The 12,925-nt window shown below is 72.1% G+C and carries 10 protein-coding genes and 2 pseudogenes; 8 read left to right on the top strand and 4 right to left on the bottom strand.

The window, feature by feature from the left end:
- Window positions 1-83 precede the first annotated feature (83 nt).
- Window positions 84-1,100, bottom strand: a complete 1,017-nt coding sequence (locus AB0K03_RS27545; RefSeq protein WP_364690172.1) for an ABC transporter substrate-binding protein — start codon at window positions 1,098-1,100, stop codon at window positions 84-86.
- 111 nt (window positions 1,101-1,211) lie between these two features.
- Between AB0K03_RS27545 and panD the strand changes: the two genes are divergently transcribed.
- The 3 genes from panD (at window position 1,212) to AB0K03_RS27530 (ending at window position 3,023) form a co-directional block, all read left to right on the top strand.
- A complete protein-coding gene (gene panD / locus AB0K03_RS27540; RefSeq protein ID WP_364690169.1) occupies window positions 1,212-1,631 on the top strand; it encodes an aspartate 1-decarboxylase in 420 nt (139 codons plus the stop codon).
- Between the two features lie 13 nt (window positions 1,632-1,644).
- Window positions 1,645-1,983 carry a hypothetical protein gene (locus AB0K03_RS27535; RefSeq protein WP_364690348.1) on the top strand — a complete coding sequence of 113 codons (339 nt, stop codon included), beginning with the start codon at window positions 1,645-1,647 and terminating at the stop codon, window positions 1,981-1,983.
- A gap of 167 nt (window positions 1,984-2,150) precedes the next feature.
- The gene (locus tag AB0K03_RS27530; protein WP_364690166.1) at window positions 2,151-3,023 is read left to right on the top strand and encodes a helix-turn-helix transcriptional regulator; all 873 of its coding nucleotides are present in this window, start codon (window positions 2,151-2,153) and stop codon (window positions 3,021-3,023) included.
- Window positions 3,024-3,026: 3 nt separating this feature from the next.
- On the opposite strand, the gene AB0K03_RS27525 is transcribed toward AB0K03_RS27530, so the two are convergent.
- Window positions 3,027-3,977, bottom strand: a complete 951-nt coding sequence (locus AB0K03_RS27525; protein WP_364690163.1) for a methionyl-tRNA formyltransferase — start codon at window positions 3,975-3,977, stop codon at window positions 3,027-3,029.
- A gap of 102 nt (window positions 3,978-4,079) precedes the next feature.
- Between AB0K03_RS27525 and AB0K03_RS27520 the strand changes: the two genes are divergently transcribed.
- Together AB0K03_RS27520 and AB0K03_RS27515 are read left to right on the top strand one after the other, a co-directional pair.
- The gene (locus AB0K03_RS27520; RefSeq protein ID WP_364690160.1) at window positions 4,080-5,384 is read left to right on the top strand and encodes a lysine N(6)-hydroxylase/L-ornithine N(5)-oxygenase family protein; all 1,305 of its coding nucleotides are present in this window, start codon (window positions 4,080-4,082) and stop codon (window positions 5,382-5,384) included.
- A 162-nt stretch (window positions 5,385-5,546) separates the two neighbouring features.
- Window positions 5,547-6,008, top strand: coding sequence for a hypothetical protein (locus AB0K03_RS27515; RefSeq protein WP_364690158.1), 462 nt, complete (start codon window positions 5,547-5,549; stop codon window positions 6,006-6,008).
- Window positions 6,009-6,050: 42 nt separating this feature from the next.
- On the opposite strand, the gene AB0K03_RS27510 is transcribed toward AB0K03_RS27515, so the two are convergent.
- Both AB0K03_RS27510 and AB0K03_RS27505 read right to left on the bottom strand, forming a co-directional pair.
- Window positions 6,051-8,450 (bottom strand): glycoside hydrolase family 3 C-terminal domain-containing protein, encoded by a 2,400-nt coding sequence (locus tag AB0K03_RS27510; protein WP_364690156.1) that lies wholly within the window; start codon window positions 8,448-8,450, stop codon window positions 6,051-6,053.
- Window positions 8,451-8,484: 34 nt separating this feature from the next.
- Complete coding sequence (locus AB0K03_RS27505; protein ID WP_364690153.1) at window positions 8,485-9,246, bottom strand: SDR family oxidoreductase; 762 nt, start codon at window positions 9,244-9,246, stop codon at window positions 8,485-8,487.
- Between the two features lie 23 nt (window positions 9,247-9,269).
- Between AB0K03_RS27505 and AB0K03_RS27500 the strand changes: the two genes are divergently transcribed.
- From AB0K03_RS27500 to AB0K03_RS27490, 3 genes and pseudogenes are all read left to right on the top strand, one after another.
- Window positions 9,270-10,655 (top strand): serine hydrolase domain-containing protein, encoded by a 1,386-nt coding sequence (locus tag AB0K03_RS27500; RefSeq protein ID WP_364690150.1) that lies wholly within the window; start codon window positions 9,270-9,272, stop codon window positions 10,653-10,655.
- 552 nt (window positions 10,656-11,207) lie between these two features.
- A pseudogene (locus AB0K03_RS27495) lies at window positions 11,208-11,906 on the top strand (PhoH family protein); the annotation flags it as partial.
- A pseudogene (locus AB0K03_RS27490) lies at window positions 11,895-12,707 on the top strand (LAGLIDADG family homing endonuclease); the annotation flags it as partial. The pseudogenes AB0K03_RS27495 and AB0K03_RS27490, both read left to right, overlap by 12 nt.
- Between the last annotated feature and the right edge of the window lie 218 nt (window positions 12,708-12,925).

Genomic DNA, 12,925 nt, shown 5'->3' with positions numbered 1-12,925 from the left:
TCGATGAGTAAGGCTGCGGTTTGCTCTTCATATGTGTCGATTCGCGCGCGGTCCGCCGGCGGCCCGCATTCACCCGTACGGGGTCAGGCGGCGGCGGACAGGTCCGTGACCGTGGTGGCGGGGTCACCGTCCGTCGCGTTGCGCAGCTGCGGCACGAGCACGTCGAGCGCATAGAGCAACGCGTTCGGCCCGCTGTACGCCAGCGCCCCGCCCAGCGGTGTGGAGAAGGAGGTGTAGAGGACGCGATCCTCCTTGACGACCTTGAGGCGGCTGAACGCCGGGGAGGCCGCCATGTCCTTCTTGGTCGCTCCGTTGACGAACAGCACGTCCCGGTCGAGCAGGTCGAGGCGTTCCTCGCTGACGTCCTCCGACTCGGACTGCGCCGCGAAGCCGAGGGCGTCGAAGAGCGCCCGGCGCGGGTCCTTGGCCGGGATCAGCCAGTGCTGGCCCTTCTCCGGGCCGAAGTCGACCACGAGCGTCTTGCCGGCGAACTGCGGGTTGGCCCGCTTCGCCTCGTCGATCCGCGCGTTGACCTTGGCGACCAGCGCCTCCGCCTCGGCGTCCTTGCCCAGCGCCTTGCCGACCGTACGGGTCTGTACGTCCCACGGCGTCTGCTCGTCGGCGTACGCGGAGGACTGGATGACCGTCGGCGCGATCTGCGAGAGCTTCTCGTACGTCTCCTTGGTGATCGTCTCGTAGATCGCCAGGATCAGGTCCGGCTGCTGCTTGATGATCGCCTCGAAGTTCAGCTCGGCGGAGAACGTGCTGAGCTGCTTGCCGCCGAGCGCAGCCTGCACCCACGGGTACGCCGGGTACTCGGTGAACCACTCGCGGGTGCTGACCGGCACGACGCCGAGCGCGAGCACCGGGTCCTGGTCGTTCCAGCCGACGGTGACCACCCGCTCGGGCCGCTTCTCGATGGTGGTCGAGCCGAACTTGTGCTCGATGCTCACGGGGAAGGCGCCGGCCGCGGAGCCGGAGGCGGCCGGTGCGGGGCCGCTGTCCGTATCGGACCCGCACGCGGTCGCGGTGGCGGCTGTCAGCAGGCCGGCGGCGGCGACGGTGAGGACCCGTCGCCAGCCGTGGACGCGGGAAGTCATGGTCTCTCCAGGGGTCGGTGATCCGTTGGCTGAGCCGCCAGATTAGGTTAGGCTAACTTTGCTTCGCCGCCCGGGGGTCCCGCCCCGGCCCGACCCCTGAGGACCACAGACATGCAGCGCACCCTGCTCGGTGGCAAGATCCACCGCGCCACCGTGACCCAGGCGGACCTGCACTACGTCGGCTCCATCACCGTCGACCGGCTCCTGATGGACGCCGCGGACCTGGTCGAGGGCGAGCAGGTGCACGTGGTCGACATCGACAACGGGGCGCGGCTGGTCACGTACGTGATCGAGGGCCCCGCCGGCTCCGGCGTGATCGGCGTCAACGGCGCCGCCGCGCGGCTCGTCTCGGTCGGGGACCTGGTCATCATCATGTCGTTCAAGCAGGTCGACGAGGCGGAGCGGGCCGCGTACCGGCCGCGGGTCGCGCACGTCGACGAGCGCAACGAGCTCGTCGAGATCGGCTCCGATGCGTCCGAACCCGTTCCCGGCGCCGCCGATCAGATCTCCGGCAAGGTCCTGGTGCGCTGACGCCGTGGGCGCGGTGACGGTCTGCCGGGACTGCTGCTGCGGCAGCAGCGACAAACACCCCGGGTTCGATCACGACGCGCAGCTCGCCGCCCTCCGCGGCGCGGTGGGGGAGCGTCACCGGGTACGCGTGAGCGAATGCCTGCGCGTCTGCGAGCGGTCCAATGTGGTCGTGGTGCACCCGGCCCCCGCCGCTCGCCGGGGCGGCGCCCGCGTGGTCCACCTCGGCGACGTCCTCGACGAACGGCTGGTCGGCGCGGTGGCGGACTGGCTCGACGCCGGCGGCCCGGGGCTGGCCCGCGTGCCCGCCGTGCTGATGGATCGAATCTTCGACCCCGCGGATCACGCGGACTGACAGCGGTTCGGGTCTATGCTTTGCGCGCGACGATCGAGGACTTCGCAGCCGAAACGTTAGGACCGCGCACGTGCAGATGACCGCCTCGCTGCCGCATTCCGGGAGCGCCGTTGTCGCCCGTCACCCGTAACCAGTCGCCCGTCAGCCGTAATCAGAGGAGTCTGCCGGTGAGCGCCCCGGAGCAGAACGGCGGGCCGACGGTCCGCCGGCTCCAGCTGGGCGCACGCCTGCGCAGCCTGCGGCTCGCCGCGGGCATCAGCCGCGACAAGGCGGGCTACGAGATCCGCGGCTCCGAGTCGAAGATCAGCCGGATGGAGCTGGGCCGGGTCGCGTTCAAGGAGCGTGACGTCACCGACCTGCTCAAGCTGTACGGCGTCACCGATCCGCGGGAGCACGAGCGGCTGCTCGCGCTGGCCCGGGAGGCCAACTCGCCCGGCTGGTGGCACTCGTACGGCGACGTGCTGACGACGTGGTTCCAGAACTACCTCGACCTCGAGCAGGCCGCCGAGCTGATCCGCACGTACGAGATCCAGTTCGTGCCCGGGCTGCTGCAGACCGACGCGTACGCCCGGGCCGTCATCATGCTGGGCCACGGCACCGCGTCGGCCGACGAGATCGACCGCCGCGCCGACCTGCGGATGGCCCGCAAGCAGCTGCTGGCCCGCGAGGACCCGCCGCGGCTGTGGGCGGTGATCGACGAGGCGGTGCTGCGGCGCCCGATCGGCGGCAAGGCGGTGCTGCGCGAGCAGATCGAGCACCTGATCGAGGCGTGCCGGCACCGCTACATCCGGCTGCAGGTGATCCCGTTCCGCTCCGGCGGCCACGCGGCGGCCGGCGGCGCCTTCACGATCCTGCGCTTCCCGCACCAGAACCTGCCGGACGTCGTCTACATCGAACACCTCACCAGCGGGCTCTACCTCGACAAGCGCGAGGACGTCGACCACTACGCGGCGGCGATGGGCCGGCTGTTCATCGAGGCGGAGCCCCCGGACCGCACGCCGGACCTGCTCCGCGAGGCCCTGCGCGCGCTCGACGACTGATCCTCAGCGGGGGAAACTCGTCAGGTAGCCGCCCATCGTCGTGAAGTAGTCGTGGGCGGCCAGCTCGGTGCCGTCGTCCGTGCGTACCTTCTTGACGAGCAGGGCCTTGTTGCGTCCCCGCCGCGCTTCCGCCCCGGCGACCACCGCCACGCCGTCGCCCTCGCGGTAGAAGATGCGGCCGGGGGTGCCGCCGTACACGGCCTGGGACACGCCCGCCTGGACGATCTCGAGGCGGCGGCCCCGGTGGAAGCAGAACGCCTGCGGGTACGGCGCCGACTGGGCCCGGACGAGGCGGGAGAGTTCCTCGGCGGTCCACGTCCAGTCGATGCGGATGTCCTCCTCGGAGCGCTTGTGGAAGAAGCTGGCCCGGGAACGGTCCTGCGGCGTGAAGTCGCGGCGGCCGGTGGCGATCTCGGCGAGCCCGTCGACCGTGATCGGGCCGAACAGCGCGAGCGTCCGGTGGAACAGATCGGTCGCCGAGTCCTCGGGGCCGACCGGGACGGCGCGCTGCAGCACGATCGGGCCCGCGTCCAGAGTCTCGTCCATCAGGTGCGCGGTCACGCCGACCTCCTTCTCGTCGTTGAGCAGGGCCCAGATCAACGGCGAGAAGCCCGCGTACGCCGGCAGCAGCGCGTCGTGCACGTTGAGCGTTCCGAAGGCGGGCAGGCCGAAGACGCGCGGCGGGATCCAGGTGCGCCAGTTGGTGGCCACGATGACGTCGGGGGCGGCCTGCTTGAGGGCGTCGTACAGCTCGTCGTCGTCCGGCCGGTCGCGGATCAGCACCGGCACGCCCGCCGACACCGCGAGCTCCTCGACCGAGTCCGGCCAGACCTTCTCGTACGCCCCTTCGCCGCGCGGATGGGTGACCACCATGACGACGTCGTGCTCGGACTCCAGCAGAGCCTGCAGCGTGCGATGCCCCCACGTCTGGAACCCGAACATGACGACTCGCATGGATTTCTCTCCCTCACCAGGCTCTGCGAACGACGGCGTTGCTTAGGTTAGGCTAACCAACACCTCGGGGTCAGGTCGGCCCCGCCGCCGGAGGGGACGGTCATGTCTGAACCTGAGCTCGATGTCGTGGGGATCGGCTTCGGCCCGTCGAATCTCGCCCTGGCCGTCGCCGTGTCCGAGCACAACGACGGCGCCGGGCCGGGCGGAGCCGTCACCGCGCGCTTCCTCGAGCGGCAGGCCGCGTTCGGCTGGCACCGGGGCATGCTGCTGGACGACGCGACCATGCAGGTGTCGTTCCTCAAGGACCTGGTGACGCTGCGAAACCCCACGAGCGAGTTCAGCTTCCTGCGCTACCTGCACAGCCGGGGCCGGCTCGTCGACTTCATCAACCACAAGAGCCTGTTCCCGCTGCGGGTGGAGTTCCACGACTACTTCGCCTGGGCCGCCGAGCAGGTCGCCGACCAGGTCACGTACGACGCCGAGGTGCTGTCGGTGACCCCGGTCCAGGACGCGGCCGGCGACGTCACCGCGGTCGACGTGCTCTCCCGCCGGGACGGCCGGCTCGTCACCCACCGGGCCCGCAACCTCGTCGTCGGCACCGGCCTGCGGCCCCGGCTACCCGACGGGGTCACCGCGTCGCCGCGGATCTGGCACACCAGCGACCTGCTGCACCACCTGCCCGGCGTACGGGACGCGCGGCCGCGCCGCTTCGTCGTGGTCGGCGCCGGGCAGAGCGCGGCCGAGGCCGTCGCGACGCTGCACACGGAATTCCCCGACGCCGAGGTGTACGCCGTGTTCTCCCGCTACGGCTACTCACCGGCCGACGACAGCTCCTTCGCCAACCGCATCTTCGACCCGGACGCCGTCGACGAGTTCTACCGCGCGCCCGAGGACGTCAAGCAGCTGCTGATGGACTACCACGGCAACACGAACTACTCCGTGGTGGACATCGACCTCATCAACGACCTCTACCGGCGGGCTTACCAGGAGAAGGTTCTGGGCCGGGAACGCCTGCGGATCCTGAACGTCTCCCGGCTCACCCAGGTGACGGACGGGCCCGGCGGCGTGACCGCCACCGTCCAGTCGCTGCTCACCGGGGACGTCACGACGCTGGAGGCCGACGTGGTGGTGTGCGCGACCGGATACCACCAGGCCGACCCGTACGCGGTCCTCGGCGACCTCGGAGGTCTGTGCCTGCGCGACGCCCAGGGCCGGCCCCAGGTGGGACGCGACTACCGCGCTGCCACCGACCCGCGCGTACGGGTCGGCGTCTACCTCCAGGGCGGTACGGAGCACAGCCACGGCATCACGTCGGCGCTGCTGTCCAACACGGCCGTACGAGTGGGGGAGATCCTCGAGTCGGTTCTCGCCCGTCGTGCCGCCCCGGCCGCGCTGGTGCCCGCCTGACCGTCCGCGCCCGGAAAAATCTTGGGGGGTCGATTAGCACTGTTTACCAATGTCGACTCATCCGTTCGGCCAGTTCGTGGCTTGATCGTTGTCCTGGTTCGTTACGCGGAGGAAACTTCGTCCGCGCGTTGATCCCTCCCCCTCGACGCCTAGGACGTGTTCATGACGCAGCCCCGCCATCCCGCCACCGCACCGACCCGCAAGCGAAGTCCGCTGCCGTGGGTGCTTCTCGCCGTCTTCCTGGTCGCCCTCGGGGTCGTCCTGGTCCCGAAGCTCATCGGGGGCGACGACGAGAGCCCCGCCCCGGTCGCCGCCTCCGAGGCCGACCCGCTGCTGACGGCCGCCGACAAGTGCGACCCGGCCAAGGAGGGTCTCAGGCTCTCCGACAAGAACCGCAAGCTGACCGTCAACGGTGCCGGGGAGAAGTTCCCGGTCGGGCTCAGCGACGCGGCGATGACCTGCGTGTTCGACACGCTCGGCATCCCCGGCGCGCTGAGCTCCCGGATGACCTCCACGGTCGGCGCCGACGGCCAGCTCGAGGGCGAATGGCCCGGCTACACGGTGGTCTGGACCAACGACAACGCCAAGGGTCTCGACCTCGTCGTCACCCGCGACGAGAGCTGACGCGGGTCAGCCCTCGTCACCTGCGACGAGGGCTGACACCCTTCACAGCTCCAGCGAGGCGGTCAGACGCGGGTCGTCGAGCGCGTGCGCGGCGGTGACCGCGTACGCCCCCGGGATGGTCCGCCAGCCGCCGTCCCACACCTGCCAGGTGCGCTCCGGCAGCGGGATGCGTACCGTCACGGTCTCCCCGGGATGCGCCTCGACCGGCGCGAAGCCGGCCAGCCAGCGGGCCGGCCGCTCCGGGGACACCCCGGTCGCGCCGATGCCCTCCGGCGTGACGCCCGCGGGGCCCGCGTACATCTGCACCACCTCGCGCCCCACCCGGGCGCCGGTGTTCGTCAGGCTGACGACCGCCTCCGCAGGCGACACCTCGAGCGTCTCGTACCGCCAGGTGGTGTAGCCGAGACCGTGGCCGAAGGCGTACAGCGGCGGGGTGCCGGCGCGGTCCCACGCCCGGTATCCGATGAAGACGCCCTCGTCGTACTCCACGACGCCGTCGCGGGGCGTCACCTGCAGCACCGGGCAGTCCTGCTCGCGGCGCGGCCACGTGGTCGGCAGCCGCCCACCCGGTTCCGCGACGCCCAGCAGCACGTCGGCCAGCGCCGCCCCCGCCTCCTGGCCCGGGAACCACGTCAGCAGCACGGCCGCCACGTCCTCCACCCACGGCAGCAGCACCGGCGAGCCGGCGTTGACCACCACGATCGTGCGCGGGTTCGCGGCGGCGACCCGGACCACCAGCTCGTCCTGGTCGCCCGGCAGCTCCAGCGACGCCCGGTCGAAGCCCTCCGACTCCACCTGCTCGGTCGTGCCGACCACGACGATCGCGACGTCGGACTCGCGGGCCAGCTCCACCGCCTCGGCGAGCAGGCCCTCGGCCGAGACGCCCGGCGCCTGGTGGCCCAGCGTCGCGGAGACCGTGTGCGCCATCCCCGGCTGGATGCTCTGCCGCAGCGTCACCTCCACGGGTACGCCCGCAGCCAGCGTGACGCCGGCCCGCTGCTCCTTCGGCGAGAGCAGGAGGTCCGCGCGTCCCGTGCCCGGCGGGTGCAGCGTGCCGGAGTAGATCGTCTCCCCGCCGACGATCAGCTCGAACGTGCCGAAGCCGGAGACCGCGAAGACGTGCTCGCCGTCCTCCCCGGGCGTGAACGTGGTCCGCAGCTCCAGCCCCGTGACCGCCTCCGGCGCGATGCCGCCCGGCAGGTCACCGATCCAGCGCACCGCCGCGACCGGCACCGTGAACGCGTGGTCCGCCCCGAGCAGCGTCACCGACGTCTCCTGCGGGAGCGCCGGCAGGAACGGCCGCGGGTCCGCGCCCACCGCGTGGGCCACGTCGATGCCCGGCAGCGCGCGGGTGAGCCCCTCGAGGGGCGAGATCACATGCGGCGGGGTCACCTGGGCGCTGCCGCCGCCGAGCACCCGCGCGTCGGTTGCCAGCGCGCCGATCACCGCCACCCGGGTCAGGCCCGCCGGCTCCAGCGGAAGCGCGAAGTGCTCGTTGCGGGCCAGCACGAAGGACCGGGCCGCGACCTCGTGCGCCACGGCGTCCCCGTCCAGGTCCGCGGGGGGCGTCCGCACCGCCGGGGGTACGCCGTCCAGCACGCCGACGCGAGCCGCGAGCCGCAGCACCCGGCGTACCTTGTCGTCGATCAGCTCCTCCGCCACCTCGCCGGAGCGCACCGCCGCGACCAGCTTCGGCCCCCAGGGGTTCTCCATCGCCGGCATGGCGATGTCGAGGCCGCCCAGCGCCGCGCCGACGGTCTCCCGGGCGGCGCGCCAGTCGGAGACCACGACGCCGTCGAAGCCCCACTCGTCCTTGAGCACGTCCGACTGCAGCGGCCCGTTCGAGGCCATCGGCAGGCCGTTCACCCCGTTGTACGCGCTCATCAGGCCCCAGCCGCCCGCGGCGACGACGCGCTCGAACGGGGCCAGGTAGACCTCGCGCAGCGCGCGCTCGCCGATGCGGACGTCGACGGTCATCCGGTCGGTCTCGAAGTCGTTGCCCACCAGGTGCTTGACCGTCGTGCCGACGCCGTGCTCCTGCACGCCCTCGACGAAGCCGGCGCCGATCTCGCCGCTGAGCAGCGGATCCTCGGAGTAGCACTCGAAGTGCCGGCCGCCCAGCGGCGTGCGCTGCAGGTTCACGGTCGGGCCGAGCAGCACGTGCACACCCTTGCGGCGCGACTCCTGACCGAGCAGCCGCCCGGCGGTGCGGGCCAGCGCGGGATCCCAGGTCGCGGCCAGCGCGGTGGGGCTCGGCAGGGCGATCGACGGGTCCTCCGGGGCCCAGCCGGTGCCGCGGACGCCGATCGGGCCGTCCGACATGATCAATGAGCGCAGGCCGATGCGGGGGATCGCCGGCAGCGACCAGAAGTCCTGGCCGCCGAGCAGCGACACCTTCTCCTCCAGTGTCAGCTGCTTGATCAGATCGGTCAGGTCGTCCATGGAAGCGCTCCCATCGCATTGGCTGGGGATGATCTTACGTACGCAGGTACGAGGCCCCGTTCAGGTCGATGATCGATCCCGAGGCCCACTCCGCCTCCGGCGATGCCAGCCAGTGCACCGCGCTCGCGATCTCCTCGGGCCGCGCCACCCGGCCGAACGGGCTCTGCGCCCGGATCTCCGCGCCCCGCTCGGCCTTCAGGTGCTCGTTGGTCATGTCCGTCTCCACGAAGCCGGGCGCCACGTTCGCCACCGCGATCCCATACGGGGCCAGCGCCACCGCCAGCGACTGCGCCATCGAGTTCAGGGCCGCCTTGCTCGCGCCGTACGCGGGCTGCTGCGGCTCGCCCCGGAACGCCCCGCGGGACGAGACGTTCACGATCCGGCCGCCGCGCCCACGCATGTGCTGAGCCGCCGCCCACGCCGCGTTCGCCGCCCCGAACAGGTTCACGTCGAACGTCCGGCGCCACATCGCCTGCCACTCGTCGTACGCCGTACCGAACACCGGGTGCGGCGGATCCGCCCGGCCGAACGCGCCGGCGTTGTTCACCAGCACGTCCAGCCCACCCAGCCCGGCCGCGGCCGCGTCGACCATGCCCCGTACGGCTTCCGGATCGGCCAGATCGGCCCGGACCACGACGTGCCCGTCACCGGGCAGCGCGGCGACCAGCTGCTCCGCCAGCGCGGCGGAGTCGCGGTGATGCACCGCCACCCGATCGCCGCCGGCCGCGAACCGCTGGGCGATCGCCCGTCCGATACCGCGCGAGGAACCGGTCACCAGGATCGCCCGACGTGTCATACCGCCACTCTAGGATCACCGTCGTGGACTCCCCGACGAACGCCCTGCGGCGCCTCGAGCGCGCCGTCCGCAAGGTCCAGGCCGACGCCCGCGTGCCGGCCCTCTCGGTCGCGCTGCACCGGGCCGACCGCGAGCTGTGGACCTGCACCGTCGGCGACTCCGGCAACCCGGCGCACCCGCTCGACGCCGGCAGCCGCTTCCGCATCGGCTCCGTCACCAAGACCTTCACCGCCGTGCTCGTGCTCCAGGCCCGCGACGACGGCCTGCTCGACCTCGACGACCCGGTCTCCGCCCACCTCGACGTCCCCGCACACGGCAGCGCCACCATCCGCAGCCTGCTCTCGCACACCGCCGGCTACCAGCGCGAACCCCACGGCGACGTGTGGGACGTCCTCGTCGCCCCCGACGACCGGCAGCTCCTCGACGACCTCGCCCGGGCCGAACGCGTCCTGCCCGCCAACCGCCGCTACCACTACTCCAACCTCGGCGTCGCGGTCCTCGGCCAGCTCGTCGCCCGCCTCCGCGGCGGCACCTGGGCCTGCGTGCTGCAGGAGCGCATCCTCGACCCGCTGCGCCTGACCGCCACCACCGTCGAGCCCACCGCAGGCGCGGCCGTCGGCTACCTCGTCGACGCCTACTCCGACGCCGCCCGCCCCGAACCCCAGCTCGACATGGGCGGCGCCGCCCCCGCCGCGCAGCTCTGGAGCACCGCCACCGACATGGCCCGCTGGGCGGCCTTCCTGGCGAGCCCCGAGCTCATCGACCCGGGCGCCCGCGTCCTCGCCCCGGCCACCCTCGACGAGATGCGCTGGCCCCGCACCACCACCGACGAGACCCTCTGGTCCGGCGGCTTCGGCCTCGGCCTCATCCTCGTGCCCCAGGGCGGCCGCGTCGTGCACGTCGGCCACGACGGCGCCATGCCCGGCTTCCTCGCCGGCGTGTACGGCCGCCGCGGCGGCGACGGCAACCCCGGTGCCCTCGGCGCGGCGGTCCTCGCCTCCTCCGGCACCGCCACCGAGATCAACGACCTCGTCCACGACCTCCTCACGATCGCCACCGAGACCGACCCCGCCGACATCCGCCCCTGGTCACCGGGCCCGCCCGCCCCGCCGCGCTACCGCACGGTCCTCGGCACCTGGTGGAGCGAAGGCTTCCAGCACACCTTCAGCTGGCACGACGGCACCCTGCAATCCCGCGCCGCCGACGCCCCCGCCGACCGGCCGCCCTCGATCTTCCGCCCCCTGCCCGACCAGCCCGACGTGCTGCGTACGGTCTCCGGCCGCGAAACGGGCGAGCTGCTCCGCCTCACCCGCGACGCCGAGGGGGCCGTGGTGCGGATGCACTGGGCGACGTACCGGTTCACCCGGCAGCAGGAGACGTTCGACGGGGTGCCGGTGTCGCAGGGCTGAGCGTTCGTGCCGGTCGAGGCGGCGGGCTTTCCGCTTCCCTTGCCGGGGCCGGGCTGTTCGTCCCCGGGGGACGGCATTGCGCTCTTCGCGCGGCCGACTGTGCGCTTCCCTACGCGGTCGGCTTTCGGCTCTTCCGCGCGATCGGCTTCCGCTCTTCCGGCGTGGTCGGCTTTTCGATCTTCCCCGCGCGGCTGGCTTTCGGCTCTTTCCGCGCGGCCGGCCTTTCGTTCTCGACGCCGCCACCGACGGGCGCAGCGGCGGCCCCTTCTCGCGGCGCCGACCCGGGAGGCCGGCCGCCTTTTCGGTGGCGGCCTGCCGGTTCGCGGCCGTCGCTCGCCGCCGGTTCATCGCGTCGTCGCCGTCCGTCCACCGCCCCGTCCCCGGCGCGGGCGAACGGTCGGCCCGAGCGCTGCGGGACGCGCCGGAAGGGGCCGGAATCGCCTCGGCGGGGGCGGCCCCGAGCGGATACGATGGCACGATCCTTAGGCGCACCGTCGACCCACGGCGGGGATGAGAAAGAGAGCAGGTGGCGTAGGCCGTACGGCCGCCCCTATGACCGGCACCGACCACAGCAGCGCTGCCGCTCGGGTGCAGACCAGGATCGAGGTCTCCGACCCCAAGATCATGGTGAACCTGCTCGGCACCAAGGACGAGATCCTGCGGCTCGTCGAGCGCACCCTCACCAGCGACGTGCACGTCCGCGGGAACGAGATCACCGTCACCGGCGCCCCGGCCGACAACGCCACCGCGGAGCGGCTGTTCTCCGAGCTCATCGAGCTCATCGAGAAGGGCGAGACGCTCACCGTCGACGCCGTCCGGCGGACCGTCGCCATGCTGGAGCAGAACACCGCCGAGCGCCCCGCCGAGGTGCTCACCCTCAACATCCTGTCCCGCCGCGGGCGCACCATCCGCCCCAAGACGCTCGGCCAGAAGCGCTACGTCGACGCGATCGACGAGAACACCATCGTGTTCGGCATCGGCCCCGCCGGCACCGGCAAGACGTACCTCGCCATGGCCAAGGCCGTGCAGGCGCTGCAGGCCAAGCAGGTCAACCGGATCATCCTCACCCGCCCGGCCGTCGAGGCGGGCGAGCGGCTCGGCTTCCTGCCGGGCACGCTCAACGAGAAGATCGACCCGTACCTGCGGCCGCTCTACGACGCGCTGCACGACATGCTCGACCCCGAGACCATCCCGCGGCTCATGCAGGCGGGCACCATCGAGGTCGCCCCGCTGGCCTACATGCGTGGCCGGGCACAACCGCTGACGGCCAACGTGCTGACGCCGGACGGTTGGCGTCCGATCGGCGAGCTCACGGTCGGTGACCTCGTGGTCGGCTCCAACGGGCTCCCCACGCCCGTTCTGGGGGTGTATCCCCAAGGGCAGAAGGACGTCTACCGGGTCACGACCCAGGACGGCGCCTCCGCGCTGGCCTGCGGCGAGCATCTGTGGACGGTCCGGACGCCCGACGACAGGAGTCACGGGCGGCCGTCCCGGGTCCTGCAGACCCAGGACATGATCGGGCGGCTGCGGCGTGGGCATGTCCATCGCTACGAGCTGCCGCTGGTCGACGCGGTCGAGTTCGTGCCGCAGGATGTGCCGATCGCTCCGTACGCCCTCGGTCTCCTGCTCGGCGACGGCTGCTTGACGACCAAGACGACGCCGTCGTTCACCACCGCGGATCCCGAGCTGGCCGGAGCGCTCGAGGCTGAGCTTCCCGGCATCGAGCTCGAGCGCATGAACGACGTGGACTACGTGCTCCGGAACGTTGCCGGCGGACGCGGTGGGGTGATCGTCGCCAACCCGGTGACCGTTGCTCTTCGTGAACTCGGCCTGGCCGGAACGAGGTCGAACACGAAGTTCGTTCCGGCGGTGTACCAGCGCAACAGCGCGGCGGTCCGCCTGGCACTGCTTCAGGGCCTGCTGGACAGCGACGGCGGCCCGGTCACGCAGCGCGCCAGGACCTGCCGGATCCAGTACACAACGTGTTCGTCGCAGCTGCGCGACGACGTCGTCTTCCTGGTGCGTTCGCTGGGAGGAGTCGCGTACTGGCGCCGCCGCCCAGCCCTCGGCCGGAAGCCCGGCTTCGCGGGTGGGCGTCCGGTGGAGTATCGGAACGACGCGTTCGTGCTCGACATCCGCCTCCCCGCCGGGATTCAGCCGTTCCGTCTGAAGCGCAAGCAGGCTGCGTACGACGCGACCAGCGGCGGTCGCCCGATGCGGTTCATCGAGTCGATCGAGCCCGCGGGGCAGGCGGAGACCGTGTGCATCCA

It is taken from the genome of Actinoplanes sp. NPDC049316, assembly GCF_040677315.1.
Taxonomy (GTDB): domain Bacteria; phylum Actinomycetota; class Actinomycetes; order Mycobacteriales; family Micromonosporaceae; genus Actinoplanes.
The sequence above is the reverse complement of the archived record's forward strand: the minus strand, read 5'-3'. Positions and strand labels throughout refer to the sequence as shown.